A 16,753-nucleotide genomic window follows, 5' to 3' on the forward strand; every position below is an offset into this window, starting at 1 on the left:
GGAGGCGCGGCGGCGCACTCAGGACTCGTCGCGGTCGGAACGCAGTTCGGCTTCGCGGGCCTTGTAACCGTCGACCACGGCGGCACGGAACGACTTCACGTTGCCGTCGAGGTCGCCGAAGAACTGCTGACCCCGAGATGTCTTGTTGAACTGGTGGGCGACGGCGAAGCCGCCGACGACACCGACGGCGAGCAGGAACAGGCTCTTCACGGGGACTCCTCTTGGGGCTGGTGCCGCGACGTGCGAGCGCGACGACTCGACAGCTTACCCGGCCCCGGGAACGCGAAAGGAGCGGGCCACGACCGTGGCCCGCTCCTGACGGGGTGACGAGTTCTAGCGCGCGGCGTAGTACTCGACGACGAGCTGGACCTCGCAGGTCACCGGGACCTCGACGCGCTTCGGGCGACGCACGAGGCGGGCCTGCAGCTTGTCGATCTCGACCTCGAGGTAACCGGGCACCTTGGGCAGCAGGTCGACGTGACCGCCGGCCGCGGCGACCTGGAAGGGCTCGGTCTTCTCGCTGCGCTCCTTGACGTGGATCATCTGACCCGGCTTGACGCGGAACGACGGGCGGTCGACGAGCTTGCCGTCCACCAGGATGTGGCGGTGGACGACCATCTGACGGGCCTGGGCCGTCGTGCGGGCGAAGCCGGCACGGAGGACGAGGGCGTCGAGACGGGTCTCGAGGAGCTCGACCAGGTTCTCACCGGTCAGGCCCGAAGCCTTGCGGGCCTCGTTGAAGACGATCTTGAGCTGGGCCTCGCGGATGCCGTACTGGGCGCGCAGGCGCTGCTTCTCACGCAGACGGACGGCGTAGTCGCTGTCGGTCTTGCGCTTGGTGCGGCCGTGCTCGCCGGGAGCGTAGGGGCGCTTCTCGAGGTAACGAGCAGCCTTCGGGGTCAGGGCGATGCCGAGGGCACGCGAGAGACGGGTCTTGCTGCGGGTACGTGACTTGGTGGACACTTGTTCCTTTTTCTTGTCGATGGTTCGTCAGGGACCGCCCCAGCGCGCGAGCGCCGGGCGGCGTAACAAGAGGGGTGAGTGCCGCGGTGGCGACCGGCTACAGGTCGTCGCACCTTGATCGGGTCGTCGTCAGCAGCCGCGCGTCGACGCCCGAGAACAGGCAACCCCCCGAGCATACAGGAGCCCGGGCGCCGATGCGAGCAGCCGGCGATCGTGGCGTCAGTGCCCCCGGGTGATCCGGCGCAGCTTCTCGAGACGGGCCGCCACGTCGCGTTCGTTGCCGTTGGCGGTGGGATCGTAGTACTCGTGGCCGACGAGTTCATCGGGGAGGTACTGCTGCTCGACCACCCCGAACTCGGAGTCGTGGGCGTAGCGGTAGCCCTTCCCGTGGCCGAGGCGTCGGGCCCCGGGGTAATGGGCGTCGCGCAGGTGCTTGGGCACGCGGCCCGCCTTGCCGGCCCGGACGTCCGCGATCGCGGCGTCGAGGGCGGAGTAGGACCGGTTCGACTTGGGTGCGGTCGCCAGGTAGACGACGGCCTCGGCCATCGGGATGCGTCCCTCGGGCATGCCGATCATCTGCACGGCGGTCGCGGCCGAGACCGCGACGGTGAGTGCGTTCGGATCGGCCATGCCGATGTCCTCACCGGCCGACACGATGATCCGACGGCAGATGAAGCGGGGGTCCTCACCCGCCTCGATCATGCGGGCGAGGTAATGGAGCGACGCGTCGACGTCGGACCCCCGGATGGACTTGATGAAGGCGCTGATGACGTCGTAGTGCTCGTCGCCGTTGCGGTCGTACCGCAGCAACGCCCGGTCGACCGACTGGGCGACGATCTCCGACGTGATCGTCGGACGGTCGTCGTCGGGATCGTTCTCGTCGTACTCGGCGTCGGGGTCGAAGTCGGCGTCGGACGCGTCGTCGGCCGAGGCCGTCGGCACCGCGTCGGCCTCGAGCTTCGTGGCCCACGCCGACTGGGCGGACGCCTCGAGGGCCGTGAGCGCACGTCGGGCGTCACCGGAGGCCAGTCGGACGATGGTGGCCAGGGCTTCGTCGTCGAGGTGCACGGATCCGTCGAGACCGCGGGGGTCGCCGACCGCCCGCTGAACCAACTGGGCCAGGTCGTCGTCGCTGAGCTGTTCGAGCGTCAGCAGGAGCGAACGGGACAGCAGAGGCGTGATGACCGAGAAGGACGGGTTCTCGGTGGTGGCGGCGATGAGGATGACCCAGCCGTTCTCGACGCCGGGCAGCAGGGCGTCCTGCTGCGCCTTGGTGAAGCGATGGATCTCGTCGAGGAAGAGCACGGTCGTCGTGCCGTAGAGATCACGGTTCGACAGGGCCTTCTCCATCACCTGTCGGACGTCCTTGACTCCCGCGGTCACGGCTGAAAGCTCGATGAACTGTCGGCCGGAGCTGCGGGCGATGGCCTGGGCGAGGGTGGTCTTCCCCGTACCCGGCGGACCCCAGAGGATGACGGAGACGGCCCCCTGGTCGGCACCCGTGTCGGACGCCAGGGTGACCAGAGGCGAGCCGGGCCGCAAGAGGTGCCGTTGACCGGCGACCTCGTCGAGGGTGGTGGGACGCATGCGGACCGCGAGAGGGGTCGAGCTCTGCGGGAGCGGGCTCATGGTGACCCATGCTAGACCGGCCCTCCGATACAGTGCAGGCTGGACATCACCGAGCTGGAGGACCCGTGGCACCGAGCAAGAACCCGGACCGTGAGAGCCGGGACCGGCTCCGCAGGTACACCGCTCGTCAGCAGGTGCACGCGACGCAGGTCGCCCGACGCCGTCGGGACAACGTCCTCGCCGTGACCGCCGTCGTGGTCGTGGTCGGAGTCGCGGCCGTGTCCCAGGTGTTCTGGTCGACCAGCGGTCCCGGTGCCCCCGCGGCGGCTCCGTCTGACGCGCCCAGCGCCTCCTCGACGCCCGCCGCCGGCGAGAACGTCGGGGACGTGCCCAGCGAGGCGATCGCCGACGGCCGCTCCTGGACGGGCGGCCTCACGCTCAACGACGGCGTCGAGCTCGGGATCGAACTGGACGGGGCGAAGGCCCCGCAGGCGTCGAGCGTCGTCATCGACCTCATCCAGAAGGGCTTCTACACGGGGACGACCTGCCATCGCATGAGCGACGCTGCGACGGCGAAGTTCATCCAGTGCGGGTCCGCCAACGGCGACGGGACGGGCGACGCCGGTTTCACCTTCGGCCCACTCGAGAACGTCCCGTCGGACGGCGTGTACCCGACGGGGACGATCGCCATGGCTCGGAGCACCGACCCGTACTCGCAGTCGACGCAGTTCTTCATCACCTACGGCGACACCACCCTCGACGGCTCGACGGGTGGTTACACCGTGGTCGGACGCGTCACGAGCGGACTCGACCAGCTCGAGGCGCAGATCACGGACGCGGGCCTGACTCCCGGTACGAGCGAGACCGACGGCGCTCCCGTCGTGCCGACGACGATCACGGGCGCGACCATCGAGTAGTCCGCCGCGGTCCGCTGTGCAATAGGCTGAGCACCCATCGTGGTGGCCTGTCCTGGTCCCGCGACGAGCACGTTCAGCAAGGGATAAAAGTGGCTACTGACGATCAGGCACCCTGGGGCCGCGTCGCCGACGACGGCACGGTCTACGTCCGCGAGGGCGACGGCGAACGCGCCGTGGGGCAGTACCCCGACGCGACGCCCGCCGAGGCTCTCGCGTACTACGAACGCAAGTTCATCGAACTCGCCGGGCAGGTGACGTTGCTCGAGCAGCGCATCAAACGCGGCGCATCGGCGGGCGACGTCGTCAAGACGGTCACCCACCTGCGCGAGCAGCTCGTCGAACCGAGCGCGGTCGGGGATCTCGAGGCCCTGCGCCTTCGGGTGTCGGCACTCGACTCCACGGTCGACGAGCTGACGCAACAGCAGAGCGCCGAGGCACAGAAGGCCCTCACCGAAGCGGTCGCCTACCGCACCGCTCTCGTCACGGAGGCCGAGGCCCTGGCGGCCCAGGACCCCGCCCGCGTCCAGTGGAAGCAGGTCACGGCCACCCTCGACGACATCTTCGCCCGGTGGCAGAAGCATCAACAGGACGGTCCTCGCATCCCGAAGGGCGAGGGCAACGACCTCTGGAAACGATTCCGTGCTGCGCGCACCACCATCGACCAGCACCGCAAGGCCTTCTACGCCGAACTCGACGCGACCCACCGTGACGCTCGTCAGCGCAAGCAAGCCCTCGTCGAAGCGGCCGAGGCCCTGGCGCCGAAGGGTGTCGACGGCATCTCGGCCTACCGGGGGCTGCTCGACGACTGGAAGCGCGCCGGCCGTGCCGGAAAGAAGTACGACGACGCCCTCTGGGCGAAGTTCAAGCGTGCAGGCGACGTCCTCTACGCAGCCAAGTCCGAGGTCGTCGCGCAGGACACCGCCGAGTACGAGAGCAACCTCGAACAGAAACTCGAGCTGCTCACCGAGGCCGAGAAGATCCTGACGGTCACGGACCGGGTCCCGGCGCGCGAGGCCCTCACCTCGATCCAGCTGCGATGGGACGAGATCGGTCGCGTTCCTCGCGAGCAGGTCCGGGTGGTCGAGGATCGCCTCCGCAAGGTCGAGTCCCACGTGCGTCAGCTCGACGAGCAGTTCTGGGAGAAGAACAACCCCGAACGCCAGGCACGGTCCCAGGGGCTCGCGAGCCAACTGCACGACGCCATCAGCAAGCTCGAGGACGAACTCGCGACGGCCGAGGCCAGCGGCGACGCTCGTCGTGTCCGCGAGGCTCGTGAAGCTCTGGACGCCCGGAAGGTCTGGCTCGACGCCCTGGGCTGACCGTCAGGGGCCGACCGCCCACCGACGTCGCGAACCGTCCGATTCTCCACAGGGAGGGCCGGGCGGTTCGTCGTCGTCGGCAGGGTCGGCCAGGCTGGGCGCATGCCTGCTCGTCTCCCCCTGGTCCTGACCGACGACGACCTGCCCGAGCCCGAACTGCGTGCGGCTGCGCTGGACGGGCAGGTCTACGCGGTCGGTGGCTCGTGGCGGAGCGTCGCCGAGATCGACGACGCCGGGGGCAGGGCGATCGCGATCGGGATCGCCCTCGGCGCCGGAGTCGTCGCGGCCGAACGGAGTGCCGCCTGGGTCTGGGGTGCCCGAGGCCCGGCACCACTCCCCCACTCCGGGCTGGTGGTCTCGCCGGCGAGGGTGAAGCATCGTGGTCGGGGTTCGATCGTCCGGCAGGTCGTCATCGACGAGGGCGAGATCGTCACCGTCCATGGTGTGGCCGTCACCACACCGGCCCGGACCGTCGTCGACCTCGCTCGCTGTGAGGGCTGGGCGTCTGAGGACGAGACGGCCGCCCGGGACGTCGCCTCCCAGCAGGCTGTGACGTACGCCGACGCGATCGCCGTCCTCGATCGACGTGGACGGCTCCCCCATCGAACGCGAACCGTGGAGCGACTCGGTCGAGTCTGTCCAGCCGGCGCCGACGCGGCCCTCGTCGACGACGAGGTGCGACGAGACGCAGGCCCACCCGGTCCGTCGGAGGAGGCAGCGTCTCAGCCGGCGCTGACCCGGTAGACGTCGTACACGGCGTCGATGCGTCGGACCGCGTTCAGGACGCGATCGAGGTGGGTGGTGTCACCCATCTCGAACACGAAGCGGCTGAGGGCCAGGCGTTCGTCAGAGGTCGAGACGCTCGCCGACAGGATGTTGACGTGGTGCTCGCTCAGGACCCGGGTGACGTCCGACAGCAATCCGCTGCGATCGAGGGCCTCGATCTGGATCTGCACCATGAACACGCTCTTGGACGACGGAGCCCACTCGACCTCGATCATCCGCTCGGGCTCTTTCAACAGACCCTGGACGTTGTGGCAGTTCGCCTGGTGGACGCTGACGCCCTGGCCGCGGGTCACGAATCCGACGATCTGGTCGCCCGGCACGGGCGTGCAGCACTTGGCGAGTTTCACCAGGATGTCCGGGGCCCCTCGGACCAGCACGCCCGAGTCGCTGTTGCGCAACGGCCGTGCTCGACCTTGGCTGGGGAACTCGAACTCGCCTTCGTCGACCTCGGTCTGCGTGTGGACCGCGGCGAGGATCTTCTCGATGACGGACTGGGTCGAGATGTGGCCCTCGCCGACGGCCGCGTAGAGACTCGACACGTCGTCGTACCGCATGGTGGCGGCGACTTCGGCGATGCTGTCCTGTGTCATCAGCTTCTGGAGCGGCAGGTTCTGCTTCCGCATGGCACGGGCGATGGCGTCCTTCCCCTGCTCCATGGCCTCGTCGCGGCGTTCTTTCGTGAACCACTGCCTGATCTTGTTCCGGGCGCGGGGGCTCTTGACGAAGGCGAGCCAGTCCTGGCTCGGCCCCGAGTCAGGATTTTTCGAGGTGAAGACCTCGACGACGTCGCCACTCGACAGGACGCTCTCGAGGGGCACGAGGCGACCGTTGACCTTGGCGCCCATCGTGCGGTGTCCGACCTCGGTGTGCACGGCGTAGGCGAAGTCGACCGGGGTCGCTCCCGACGGCAGGCCGATGACCTTGCCCTGAGGCGTGAAGACGTAGACCTCCTTCGCGCCGATCTCGAAACGGAGGCTGTCCAGGAACTCACTGGGGTCCGCCGTCTCGGCCTGCCAGTCCGAGATGTGGGCGAGCCAGGCCATGTCCGTCTCGGTCTTCGCTCCGCCCTGGTCGTCGCGCCCGCCGTTCATGCGCTGCTTGTACTTCCAGTGGGCGGCCACGCCGAACTCGGCCCGCTGGTGCATCTCGTGCGTGCGGATCTGGATCTCGACGGGACGTCCCTTGGGACCGATGACGGTCGTGTGCAGCGACTGGTAGAGGTTGAACTTCGGCGTGGCGATGTAGTCCTTGAAGCGGCCGGGGATCGGGTTCCAGCGGGCGTGGATCGAGCCCAACACGGCGTAGCAGTCGCGGAGCGAGTTGACGAGGATGCGGATGCCGACGAGGTCGTAGATCTCGTCGAACTCCCGACCCCGGACGATCATCTTCTGGTAGATCGAGTAGTACTGCTTGGGCCGACCCATGACGTCGCCGCGGATCTTCGTCGACTTGAGGTCGGACTTGACGGCGTTGATGACGTTCTGCACGAACTGCTCGCGTTGCGGCGTGCGCTGTTTGACCAGGTTGTCGATCTCGACGTAGAGCTTGGGGTGGAGCACCGCGAACGAGAGGTCCTCGAGCTCCCATTTGATGGTCTGGATGCCGAGCCGGTGCGCCAGGGGGGCGTAGATCTCGAGGGTCTCGGTGGCCTTGCGGGTCGCTGACGCCGACTCGACGAAACCCCAGGTGCGAGCGTTGTGCAGCCGGTCGGCGAGCTTGATGACGAGGACCCGGATGTCTTTCGACATGGCCACGACCATCTTCCGGACGGTCTCGGCCTGAGCGCTGTCGCCGTACTTGAGCTTGTCGAGCTTGGTGACCCCGTCGACGAGCATCGCGATCTCGTCCCCGAAGTCGCGCTGGAGCATGGCCAGTGTGTAGTCGGTGTCCTCGACGGTGTCGTGCAGCAGTGCAGCCGCGACGGTCTTGGCGCCGATGCCCAGATCGGCGAGGATCTGCGCCACCGCGACGGGATGGGTGATGTACGGTTCGCCGCTCTTGCGCAGTTGACCCGTGTGCGCCTTCTCGGCCACCGAGTAGGCCCGCTCGATGATGACGATGTCGGCCTTGGGATGGTGCATGCGCACGGTCTTGATCAACCGGTCGACGGCGCCTGCCGGCTGGCTGCGCGAGAAGAGTCGAGGTAGGAGCGTCCGCAACGAGGCCGTGTTCTGACCGCCGGGCGTCTCGGGCGGTGCGGAGTTGTTCCGTGTGGTGATCTCGGTCACGGCTGCACCTCGTTCTCTCGGGTCGGAGCGCCACCGCCGGCCGTCATGGTCGGACGTGGACTCCGTGGGGTCAAGGGTACCCGTCGGCCGTCAGTCGACCGACGCCCCGGGGTGGCCATCGTCTGCCACGACCGTGCCCCCCGCGTCCCGCCAGGCGAGCATCCCACCGACGACGTTGCGGGCGTCCACGCCAACGCCTCGGAGGGCGTCCGTTGCGCGGGCCGACCGCATGCCGGAGTGGCAGACGACGAGGACGGGGCGGTCGGTGGGGACCTCCCCGACCCGTTCGTTCAGCTCGGACAGTGGGATGGACGTCGCGCCGGGCGCATGACCTTCATCCCATTCGTGCGGTTCTCGGACGTCGAGCACGTAGGTGCCGTCGGACAGGGCGTCGATGGCGGCGTCGGCCCCGATCTCGGGTCGACGGTGGTCGCCGATCATGCGCCCACCGTCTCGTCGACGGTGAGGGGCTCGGTCTTCTGTGCCTCGAGCTTGCGGGCATCGCGTTTCGCGATGTCCGGCTCACGGAGGCGGAGCGTGGCGTAGAGCGGTGAGGCGATGAAGATCGTCGAGTAGGTACCGACCAGGATGCCGATGAAGAGCGCCAGGGAGATGTCGCGGAGGGTGCCCGCTCCCAGGACGAATGCCCCGATGAAGAGGATCGCCGCGACGGGGAGGAGCGCCACCACGGACGTGTTGATCGACCGGACCAACGTCTGGTTGACGGCCAGGTTCACGGACTGTCCGAACGTGCGTCGTGAGCCCTCACCGTCGTCGGCGGTGTTCTCGCGAATCTTGTCGAACACCACCACGGTGTCGTAGAGCGAGTAGCCGAGGATCGTCAGGAAGCCGATGACCGCCGCCGGGGTGACCTCGAAGCCGACGATGCCGTAGATGCCCGCGGTCAGCACGAGGTCGTGCAGCAGGGCTGCCATGGCGGCCAACGACATCTTCCAGGTTCGGAAGTACAGCGTCATGCCGATCGCGGCGAGGATCAGGAAGATCACGAGACCCTTGATGGCCTGGCTCGTGATGTCGGCACCCCATGAGGCACCGATGAAGGACGAGGTCACTCGATCGTCGGGGACGTCGTACGCGGTGGCCAACGCCGCCGCCACGTCGTTCGTCTGAGCGGCTTCCAGCTGCGAGGTCTGCACACGGATCGTGTCGGTGCCGACCTGGGTGACCCGCGGGTTCGAACCGGGAACGACCTCGTCGACGGTCGTCGTGGCGACGTCCTGGTCGAGTTCGGCCGGCTGGGCGACCTGGAACTCCGACCCGCCCGTGAACTCGATGCCGAAGTGGAAGCCGCCGCGGAGGAACGGGACGGTGACCGAGATGAGGATGACCAGGGCGGCGATCCAGTACCAGCGGCGGCGGTGACCGACGATGTCGTACGACCGGGCACCCGTGTAGAGGTCGTTGCCGAATTTCGAGAAACTGGCCATCAGGAGTCCTTCTTCCCTTCACCGGCGGTCGACGAGTCGACGCGCTCGGTGTTCTTCTCGGCGGCTTTGCGCTCGGCGATGGTCTGACGCTTGACGGCCTCGCGACCGCCCGCTTGCTTGCGGCCGACGACGGCCGGGGTTCGGAACTGCGCCCGCCCCCGGTAGACGGCGCCGAGGGCGCGTGGGTTGAGCCCGCTGAACGAGTGGCCCTCGCCGAAGAACCGCGTCCGGGCGATGAGCTGGAGCATGGGGTGGGTGAACAGCGAGACCACGATCAGGTCGATCACCGTGGTGATGCCCAGGGTGAGCGCGAAGCCCTTGACGTTGCCGACCGCGAGGATGAAGAGCGTGATGGCCGCCAGGAAGTTCACCGTGTCGGACGCGATGATCGTGCGGATGGCGCGCTTCCAGCCCGATTCGACGGCGCTCTCGAGGATGCGACCGTCGCGGAGTTCGTCCCGGATGCGTTCGAAGTAGACGATGAATGAGTCGGCCGTGATGCCGATGGCCACGATCAGACCGGTCACCCCCGCCAGCGAGAGGCGGTAGCCCTCTCGCCAGGACAGGATGGCGATCACGAGGTAGGTGAGCACGGCGGCGATGACCAGCGACAGTACGGTCACGAAGGCGAGGGCCCGGTACTGGATCAGCGAGTAGATGACCACCAGGATCAGGCCGATGAGGCCGGCGATCAGACCGCTGATCAGCTGGGTCTGTCCGAGGGTCGCGGTGATCGTCTCGTTGCTCTGGACCGAGAAGCTGAGCGGGAGGGCACCGAACTTCAGCTGGTCGGCGAGGGTCTTCGAGGAGTCCTGCGTGAACTGGCCCGTGATCTGGGCCCGGCCGTCGGTGATGGCGGCGTTCGCGGACGGCGCCGTGATGACCTGGTTGTCGAGGGTCACGGCGAACTGGTTCTGCGGCGCCTGCAACGAGACGAGGCGCGAGGTCACCTGGGAGAACCGGTCGGTGCCCTGGCCGTTGAACTCGAGGTTCACGGCCCAGGTGTTCGTCGAGTTGCCCTGCGAGTCGGCGGCGAGGCCGTTCGTGGCGTCGCTGATGTCGGAACCCTGCACCTCGACCGGGCCGAGGATGTACTTGGCCGTGCCGTCGGTGGAGCAGGTGACCAGTGGCTCGTCGTCACGGGCCGTGGCCAGGTCGTTCTCGGCCGCGCAGTCGTAGTTCTGGTAGAGGTCGGCGAGCTGGGGGGTGATCCAGGCCAGGTCGGACGCGTTCGTCGGGGACGCGGTCGGCGTGCTCTCGAGCTCGGGGTTGGGGGTGTAGGGCGTGGCGCTCGGGCTGGCCGTGGCGCCGTCGCCTTCTCCGCCGACCGCGGCGTTCGAGACCGCCTCGGTGTAGAGCACGGGGCGGAAGGTCAGCTTGGCCGACGCCTCGATGCGTTCGAGGGTCGCGTTGTCGGGTCGTCCCGGGATGGACACGACGATGTTCTGCGTGCCCTGCTTGGTGATCTCGGATTCCGAGACGCCGGCCGAGTCGATGCGCTGCCGGATGATCGTGACCGCCTGGTCCAGCTGCTCCGACGACACCGTCTCGCCGCTCTGGAGCTGGGCCGCCAGGGTGATCTGCGTACCGCCCTGCAGGTCGAGGGCCAGTTCGGGCACCCAACTCGCTCCGTTCCACCACCCGTCACGACCGGAATCGTTCAGGAACGTGGCCGTGCCGTTCAGGGCCGTGAGGCCGGCGATGATGACCAACAACCAGGTCAGGGATCGTATTGCTTTCTTCACCGGCGTCGAGCGTGCCACGGAGGAACTCTGCTTTCTCATGGGAGCGCGCGCTCACGTGGAGCGCGCGCCGTGGATCGGACCCGGCCGCGCCAGGCGGCCGAGGCGGTCGTCGGGTCAGGCCTTGGTGTCGGAGTCCTTGGCGACCGTCGAGTCGACCGGTGCGGACGTGGCGCGTTCACCGAACTCGGGAGCGTCGTCGATGACGCGGTCGTGCTCGGTGGAGCCGTCGGCCAGCGAGTCGGCGTCGTCGGCGACGGGCTCGTCGATGACCGGTTCGACGACGCGACCCAGGGTCTGACGGTGGACCTTGAGGACGGTGCCGGGCGAGACCTCGACCTCGGCGACGTTGTTCTCGTCGTCGATGGAGACGACGGTGCCGTAGACGCCGAACGAGAGCATGACCTCGACGCCGGGGACGAGCTTGTTCTGCAGTTCTGCCTGCTGACGGTCGCGCTTCTTCTTGTTGCGGAACATGAAGACGACGAGGACCACCAGGAGGAGGACCATGATGAGGGTTGCGGGATCCATGCGGAACTCCCTTTCGCTGTTGGGGGTGTGGGCCGAGCGGGACTCGCTTCAGCGAGCGAAGGCCTCGGACCTGCAGGAATTATAGGTCATCGCCGAAGAGCGCCCCTGAGGCGTGCGCCAGACCGAAGTGCCGCCAGGCCTCGGGAGTGGCGATGCGTCCCCGCGGCGTGCGGGTGAGCAGGCCCACCCGGACGAGGAACGGCTCGACGACCGACTCGATCGTGTCGGCCTCTTCTCCCACCGAGACCGCAAGGGTGTTGAGGCCGACGGGTCCGCCGCCGAACCGGGTCAGCACCGTGCGGACGACCTCACGGTCGAGCCGGTCGAGCCCCAGCGAATCGACGTCGTAGAGATCGAGCGCTTCGCGCACGGTCGTCAGGTCGGCATCCCGCCCGTGGACGAGCGCGTAGTCGCGGACGCGTCGGAGCAGGCGGTTCGCGATGCGAGGCGTGCCCCGGCACCGTCCGGCGATCTCGGCCAGGGCGGCACCGTCGATGACGATGCCGAGGAGGGACGCCGCCCGGCGGAGGACCTCGGTCAGCTCGGCCTCGTCGTAGAACTCGAGGTGCGCCGTGAAGCCGAACCGGTCGCGCAGGGGGTTGGGCAGCAGTCCGCTGCGGGTGGTCGCACCGACGAGCGTGAAGGGCGACAACTCGAGGGGGATGCTGGTCGCCCCTGCCCCCTTGCCCACCATGATGTCGATCCGGTAGTCCTCCATCGCGAGGTACAGCATCTCTTCGGCCGGCCGCGCCATGCGATGGATCTCGTCGATGAAGAGCACCTCCCCCGGCACGAGCGCGGAGAGGACCGCGGCCAGGTCGCCCGCGTGCTGGATCGCGGGACCCGACGACATCCGCAACGGCCGAGCCCCTTCGTGGGCCACGATCATGGCCAGGGTCGTCTTGCCGAGCCCGGGCGGTCCGGCGAGCAGGATGTGGTCGGGGGTGCGGCCCTGCATCGTCGCGGCCTTGAGCAGCAGCTCGAGCTGGCCCCGCACCTTGGACTGCCCGACGAACTCGCCGAGCGAGGTGGGCCGCAGCGCCCCTTCGAAGGCCAGCTCGGCCTCGGACTCGAGCGTGGGACGGGTCAGGTCGTCGTCGCTCACGCTCGGGCCCCGGTGGACTTCTGCGGACCGAGGTGACCGAGTGCGGCACGCAGCAACTGCGGCACGGCCACCGCGACGGCGTCGCCACGGTCCGCCACGACGGCGTCGATGGCGGCCTGCGCCTCACGGTCGGACCACCCGAGCCCGACCAACGCGACGAGCACGTCGGCAGCCGTCGTCGACGCCGCCGTGACGGTCGGCGCGGTCGGTGCCACGTCGAGCTTGCCGGTCAGCGAGAGGACGATGAGCTTGGCCGTCTTCGGCCCGATGCCCGAGACGCGTCGGAACGCGGCGTCGTCGTCGTCGGCGACGGCGGTGGCGACCTGATGGGGCGTGAGCGTCGACAGGACGCCCTGGGCCGACTTCGGACCGACGCCGGTGACGCTGCGGAGCAGGTCGAAGACCTCGAGTTCTTCGCGGTCGGCGAAGCCGAAGAGCGAGAGGTCGTCTTCTCGGACGATCAACGCCGTGTGGACGAGCGCCTGCTCGCCGACGCGGACCGTCAGTGCGAGCTGTGGGGTGACCGAGACACGGAGGCCCACCCCGCCGACCTCGACCACGACCGATGTGCCGGACGCGGACAGGACGGTACCGCGGACACTCGAGATCATGCCCCCAGCCTAGGAGTGCGCACCGACTTCTCGGCGTCGCGCCACGCTCGCTGGGCCGGCGTGAGGGAACCCGAGGAGGCGCGGGCAGCGACGGGCGCACCCCGCCAGGCATGGCAGATGGCCAGGGCCAGGGCGTCGGCGGCGTCCGCCGGCCGGGGCGCCTCGGCGAGCCCGAGCAACCGGGCGACCATCGTGCCGACCTGCTTCTTGTCGGCCGACCCGTACCCGGTCACGGCAGCCTTCACCTCGGACGGCGTGTGCAGCGTGACGGGGATCTCGCGTTCGGCTGCGGCACGCAGGGCGAGGCCGCTGACCTGTGCCACCCCCATGACGCTGCGGACGTTCTGTTGGGCGAAGACCCGCTCGATCGCCATGGCGTCCGGCCGGTGCTCGTCGATGAGCGCCTCGAGACCGCGACCCAGGGCGAGGAGACGCAACTCGAGGGCGAGGTCGGGGGCGGTGCGGATGACCTGCACGTCGACCAGGGTCGCACGCCGCTGGGCGTCGACCTCGACCACCCCGACCCCGCATCGGGTGAGCCCGGGGTCGATGCCGAGCACCCGGAGGGTCACCGCGGCGGCCTATTCTTCGTCGTCGAGCGCGGCCTGCACGTCGGCGGGGACGTCGTGGTTCGCGTAGACGTTCTGCACGTCGTCGTCGTCGTCGAGGGCGTCGATGAGTCGGAAGACCTTGCGCGCCGTCTCGAGGTCGACCTCGATCTTGAGCCCGGGCACGAACTCGATGTCGGCCGAGTCGTAGTCGATGCCGGCGTCCTGGAGGGCCGAACGGGCCGGGACCAGGTCGGAGGCCTCGGTGACGATCTCGAAGCCTTCACCACGATCGGTGACCTCTTCGGCTCCGGCGTCGAGGACGGCGGCGAGGACGTCGTCTTCGGTGAGGTCCTCCGTCTTCATGACGGCGATGACGCCCTTGCGGCTGAAGTTGTAGGCCACGCTGCCGGGGTCGGCCATGGTGCCGCCGTTGCGCGACATCACCGTACGGACGTTGGCGGCCGCGCGGTTCTTGTTGTCGGTGAGGCACTCGATCAACAACGCGACGCCGTTGGGGCCGTACCCCTCGTACATGATCGTCTGGTAGTCGACGCTCTCGCCGCTGAGACCGGCACCGCGCTTGACGGCCCGGTCGATGTTGTCGTTGGGGACCGAGGTCTTCTTGGCCTTCTGGACGGCGTCGACCAGCGTGGGGTTGCCGGACATGTCGGCCCCGCCCTGCTTGGCCGCGACCTCGATGTTCTTGATGAGCTTGGCGAACGACTTGGCACGTCGACTGTCGATGACGGCCTTCTTGTGCTTGGTCGTTGCCCACTTGGAATGCCCGGACACGGTGCTCCTTCAGACTGCTGACGTGGATCGCGACGAGTCTACCGCGACGCCCGCGCGCGGGCCTTGTCGAGGAACCGCGAGTGGAACCGCAGGTCGTCGGTGACCTCCGGGTGGAACGAGGTGCCCATCAGAGGACCTTGCTCGACGGCGACGACCCGGCCGTCCTCGAGGACGCCGATCGCCGTCGCGGCCGGCCCGACCGCGTCGACCACCGGGGCGCGGATGAAGACGGCGTGCACGGGTGGACCGTCGAGCACGGGGACGTGGACATCGGTCTCGAACGAGTCGGTCTGGGAGCCGAACGCGTTGCGCCGGACCGAGACGTCGAGGCCCCCGATGCTCTGCTGGCCGGGGATGCCGTCGACGATGCGGTCCGCGAGCATGATGAGGCCGGCGCAGGTGCCGTAGACGGGCAACCCCGACCCGATCGCCCGTCGGAGCGGCCCGTCCAGGTCGAACGTCCGGGACAGCTTGTCCATGACGCTGGACTCGCCACCCGGGATCACCAGACCGTCGATCTCGTCGAGCTCGGTGGCTCGGCGTACGGCGACGGCCTCGGCCCCCAACGAGGTCAGGACGGCCAGGTGTTCACGGAAATCGCCTTGCAGGGCCAGGACGCCGACCCGGGGCGTTCGTTCGGGCATCACCGACGATCGACCCCCGAGGTCACCAGCCGCGCTCGGCGAGGCGGTGCGGTGCGGGGAGGTCGGGCACGTTGATGCCGACCATCGCCTCGCCGAGACCGCGCGACGCGTCGGCCACGACCTGGGGGTCGTCGAAGAAGGTGGTGGCCTTGACGATCGCCTTGGCACGCTCGGCGGGGTTGCCCGACTTGAAGATGCCCGAACCGACGAAGACGCCGTCGGCACCGAGCTGCATCATGAGAGCCGCGTCGGCGGGTGTCGCGACGCCGCCCGCGGTGAAGAGGACGACGGGGAGCTTGCCGGTCTCGGCGATCTCTTTCACGAGCTCGAAGGGAGCCTGCAGTTCTTTCGCGGCGACGTAGAGCTCGTCGGACTTGAGCCCACGGAGCTGGGCGATCTCTTTCGAGATCGTGCGGATGTGCTTTGTGGCCTCGGACACGTCACCGGTGCCGGCCTCGCCCTTGGAGCGGATCATGGCCGCGCCCTCGGTGATGCGACGCAGCGCCTCGCCCAGGTTGGTGGCCCCGCAGACGAAGGGGACGGTGAAGTTCCACTTGTCGATGTGGTTGACGTAGTCGGCCGGGCTCAGCACCTCGGACTCGTCGATGTAGTCCACGCCGAGGGTCTGGAGGATCTGGGCCTCGACGAAGTGGCCGATGCGGGCCTTCGCCATGACGGGGATCGAGACCGCCGCCACGATCTCGTCGATCATGTCGGGGTCGCTCATGCGGGCGACACCGCCCTGGGACCGGATGTCGGCGGGAACGCGCTCGAGGGCCATGACGGCCACGGCCCCGGCGTCTTCGGCGATCTTCGCCTGCTCGACGTTGACGACGTCCATGATGACGCCGCCCTTGAGCATCTCGGCGAGACCGCGCTTGACGCGGCTCGAACCGGTGGTGGAGGACTGGTGGGAGGCAGAGGTCGTGTCGCTCATGATGGCCCCTATCTTAGGCCCGATCAGACCGCCGACGCCGCCGTCGGCATCGTGCCGTCGCCGTCCCTCGGCCAGGCCTCGGAGACGGCGACGCGGACGTCGCCGAGCAGCTGCGTGACGGCCTTCGTCTGGGCGATGATCGGGAAGAAGTTCGAGTCGCCGCCGTAGCGCGGCACCACGTGTTGGTGCAGGTGGGCCGCGATGCCGGCGCCGCCGACCTGCCCCTGGTTCATGCCGATGTTGAAGCCCTGTGCGTGGGACACCTGCGTGAGGACCCGCATGGCGATCTGGGTCAGGGACGCGATCTCGGCCACCTCGTCGGAGGTGGCGAGGTCGTAGGTGGAGACGTGCCGGTACGGGCAGACCAGCAGGTGCCCCGGGTTGTAGGGGTAGAGGTTGAGCAACACGTAGGCGTGTTCGCCCCGAGCCACGATGAGCGCCTCGTCGTCCGACCTCGAGGGGGCGCTGCAGAACGGGCAGGAGTCGTCGTGGGCGCCCTGGCCCGCCTCGACGTAGACGGCGCGGTGCGGCGTCCAGAGTCGCTGGAACGCGTCGGGGACCGCGGCGAAGTCGGCGGAGGACTCCGCCGCGGACCCGTCGGCGACCACGC

Annotated in this window: 18 protein-coding genes; 3 read left to right on the forward strand and 15 right to left on the reverse strand. The window is 68.7% G+C overall.

Annotation, left to right across the window (positions count from 1 at the left end; genetic code table 11):
• Nucleotides 1-18: 18 nt before the first annotated feature.
• The 3 genes from HQQ78_RS01815 to HQQ78_RS01825 all read right to left on the reverse strand — a co-directional run bounded on the left by HQQ78_RS01815 (nucleotide 19) and on the right by HQQ78_RS01825 (nucleotide 2,592).
• Entirely contained in the window at nucleotides 19-210 is a 192-nt protein-coding gene (locus HQQ78_RS01815) for a hypothetical protein (RefSeq protein ID WP_056045353.1), read from the reverse strand.
• A gap of 123 nt (nucleotides 211-333) precedes the next feature.
• Nucleotides 334-963, reverse strand: a complete 630-nt coding sequence (gene rpsD / locus HQQ78_RS01820) for a 30S ribosomal protein S4 (RefSeq protein ID WP_043592736.1) — start codon at nucleotides 961-963, stop codon at nucleotides 334-336.
• A gap of 219 nt (nucleotides 964-1,182) precedes the next feature.
• Nucleotides 1,183-2,592: a replication-associated recombination protein A gene (locus tag HQQ78_RS01825; RefSeq protein WP_173150879.1), complete on the reverse strand. Its 1,410-nt coding sequence runs from the start codon at nucleotides 2,590-2,592 to the stop codon at nucleotides 1,183-1,185.
• A 65-nt stretch (nucleotides 2,593-2,657) separates the two neighbouring features.
• Here HQQ78_RS01825 and HQQ78_RS01830 point away from each other — a divergent pair, with 65 nt between their 5' ends.
• The 3 genes from HQQ78_RS01830 (at nucleotide 2,658) to HQQ78_RS01840 (ending at nucleotide 5,512) form a co-directional block, all read left to right on the forward strand.
• Complete coding sequence (locus HQQ78_RS01830; RefSeq protein ID WP_082460230.1) at nucleotides 2,658-3,449, forward strand: peptidylprolyl isomerase; 792 nt, start codon at nucleotides 2,658-2,660, stop codon at nucleotides 3,447-3,449.
• A gap of 89 nt (nucleotides 3,450-3,538) precedes the next feature.
• On the forward strand, nucleotides 3,539-4,768 hold the full coding sequence (locus tag HQQ78_RS01835) for a DUF349 domain-containing protein (protein WP_173150880.1): 1,230 nt from the start codon (nucleotides 3,539-3,541) through the stop codon (nucleotides 4,766-4,768).
• A 102-nt stretch (nucleotides 4,769-4,870) separates the two neighbouring features.
• Nucleotides 4,871-5,512 carry a hypothetical protein gene (locus tag HQQ78_RS01840; protein ID WP_173150881.1) on the forward strand — a complete coding sequence of 214 codons (642 nt, stop codon included), beginning with the start codon at nucleotides 4,871-4,873 and terminating at the stop codon, nucleotides 5,510-5,512.
• On the opposite strand, the gene HQQ78_RS01845 is transcribed toward HQQ78_RS01840, so the two are convergent.
• The 12 genes from HQQ78_RS01845 to HQQ78_RS01900 all read right to left on the reverse strand — a co-directional run bounded on the left by HQQ78_RS01845 (nucleotide 5,491) and on the right by HQQ78_RS01900 (nucleotide 16,751).
• The gene (locus HQQ78_RS01845; RefSeq protein ID WP_235452715.1) at nucleotides 5,491-7,635 is read right to left on the reverse strand and encodes a bifunctional (p)ppGpp synthetase/guanosine-3',5'-bis(diphosphate) 3'-pyrophosphohydrolase; all 2,145 of its coding nucleotides are present in this window, start codon (nucleotides 7,633-7,635) and stop codon (nucleotides 5,491-5,493) included. The genes HQQ78_RS01840 and HQQ78_RS01845 overlap by 22 nt on opposite strands.
• Before the next feature lie 237 nt (nucleotides 7,636-7,872).
• Nucleotides 7,873-8,223 carry a rhodanese-like domain-containing protein gene (locus tag HQQ78_RS01850; RefSeq protein WP_159826542.1) on the reverse strand — a complete coding sequence of 117 codons (351 nt, stop codon included), beginning with the start codon at nucleotides 8,221-8,223 and terminating at the stop codon, nucleotides 7,873-7,875.
• Nucleotides 8,220-9,230, reverse strand: coding sequence for a protein translocase subunit SecF (gene secF, locus HQQ78_RS01855; protein WP_123570107.1), 1,011 nt, complete (start codon nucleotides 9,228-9,230; stop codon nucleotides 8,220-8,222). Before secF ends, HQQ78_RS01850 begins: the two co-directional genes overlap by 4 nt.
• On the reverse strand, nucleotides 9,230-10,993 hold the full coding sequence (secD, locus tag HQQ78_RS01860; protein WP_056045374.1) for a protein translocase subunit SecD: 1,764 nt from the start codon (nucleotides 10,991-10,993) through the stop codon (nucleotides 9,230-9,232). The genes secF and secD overlap by 1 nt, the downstream gene beginning before the upstream one ends.
• A gap of 96 nt (nucleotides 10,994-11,089) precedes the next feature.
• Entirely contained in the window at nucleotides 11,090-11,503 is a 414-nt protein-coding gene (gene yajC / locus HQQ78_RS01865) for a preprotein translocase subunit YajC (RefSeq protein WP_123570108.1), read from the reverse strand.
• Nucleotides 11,504-11,582: 79 nt separating this feature from the next.
• On the reverse strand, nucleotides 11,583-12,608 hold the full coding sequence (gene ruvB / locus HQQ78_RS01870) for a Holliday junction branch migration DNA helicase RuvB (protein ID WP_056045381.1): 1,026 nt from the start codon (nucleotides 12,606-12,608) through the stop codon (nucleotides 11,583-11,585).
• Nucleotides 12,605-13,219 carry a Holliday junction branch migration protein RuvA gene (gene ruvA / locus HQQ78_RS01875; RefSeq protein ID WP_123570109.1) on the reverse strand — a complete coding sequence of 205 codons (615 nt, stop codon included), beginning with the start codon at nucleotides 13,217-13,219 and terminating at the stop codon, nucleotides 12,605-12,607. Before ruvA ends, ruvB begins: the two co-directional genes overlap by 4 nt.
• Nucleotides 13,216-13,791, reverse strand: a complete 576-nt coding sequence (gene ruvC, locus HQQ78_RS01880; protein WP_043592720.1) for a crossover junction endodeoxyribonuclease RuvC — start codon at nucleotides 13,789-13,791, stop codon at nucleotides 13,216-13,218. Before ruvC ends, ruvA begins: the two co-directional genes overlap by 4 nt.
• A gap of 9 nt (nucleotides 13,792-13,800) precedes the next feature.
• Complete coding sequence (locus HQQ78_RS01885) at nucleotides 13,801-14,562, reverse strand: YebC/PmpR family DNA-binding transcriptional regulator (protein ID WP_173150882.1); 762 nt, start codon at nucleotides 14,560-14,562, stop codon at nucleotides 13,801-13,803.
• 38 nt (nucleotides 14,563-14,600) lie between these two features.
• Entirely contained in the window at nucleotides 14,601-15,206 is a 606-nt protein-coding gene (gene pdxT, locus HQQ78_RS01890) for a pyridoxal 5'-phosphate synthase glutaminase subunit PdxT (protein WP_173150883.1), read from the reverse strand.
• Nucleotides 15,207-15,228: 22 nt separating this feature from the next.
• Nucleotides 15,229-16,143, reverse strand: a complete 915-nt coding sequence (pdxS, locus tag HQQ78_RS01895) for a pyridoxal 5'-phosphate synthase lyase subunit PdxS (RefSeq protein ID WP_056045394.1) — start codon at nucleotides 16,141-16,143, stop codon at nucleotides 15,229-15,231.
• Nucleotides 16,144-16,166: 23 nt separating this feature from the next.
• Nucleotides 16,167-16,751 carry an HIT domain-containing protein gene (locus HQQ78_RS01900; protein ID WP_371740310.1) on the reverse strand — a complete coding sequence of 195 codons (585 nt, stop codon included), beginning with the start codon at nucleotides 16,749-16,751 and terminating at the stop codon, nucleotides 16,167-16,169.
• Nucleotides 16,752-16,753 lie beyond the last annotated feature (2 nt).

Origin of the sequence: Frigoribacterium sp. VKM Ac-2859 (assembly GCF_013204925.1) — a bacterium.
In the GTDB taxonomy this organism is placed as follows: domain Bacteria; phylum Actinomycetota; class Actinomycetes; order Actinomycetales; family Microbacteriaceae; genus Frigoribacterium.

Coding starts and splice junctions, on each gene's coding strand:
- ruvA (WP_123570109.1), bottom strand. CDS start 13,219: ATGATCTCGAGTGTCCGCGGTACCGTCCTGTCCGCGTCCGGCACATCG.
- HQQ78_RS01845 (WP_235452715.1), bottom strand. CDS start 7,635: ATGCACCATCCCAAGGCCGACATCGTCATCATCGAGCGGGCCTACTCG.
- secF (WP_123570107.1), bottom strand. CDS start 9,230: ATGGCCAGTTTCTCGAAATTCGGCAACGACCTCTACACGGGTGCCCGG.
- HQQ78_RS01850 (WP_159826542.1), bottom strand. CDS start 8,223: ATGATCGGCGACCACCGTCGACCCGAGATCGGGGCCGACGCCGCCATC.
- pdxS (WP_056045394.1), bottom strand. CDS start 16,143: ATGAGCGACACGACCTCTGCCTCCCACCAGTCCTCCACCACCGGTTCG.
- HQQ78_RS01825 (WP_173150879.1), bottom strand. CDS start 2,592: ATGAGCCCGCTCCCGCAGAGCTCGACCCCTCTCGCGGTCCGCATGCGT.
- pdxT (WP_173150883.1), bottom strand. CDS start 15,206: ATGCCCGAACGAACGCCCCGGGTCGGCGTCCTGGCCCTGCAAGGCGAT.
- yajC (WP_123570108.1), bottom strand. CDS start 11,503: ATGGATCCCGCAACCCTCATCATGGTCCTCCTCCTGGTGGTCCTCGTC.
- HQQ78_RS01840 (WP_173150881.1), top strand. CDS start 4,871: ATGCCTGCTCGTCTCCCCCTGGTCCTGACCGACGACGACCTGCCCGAG.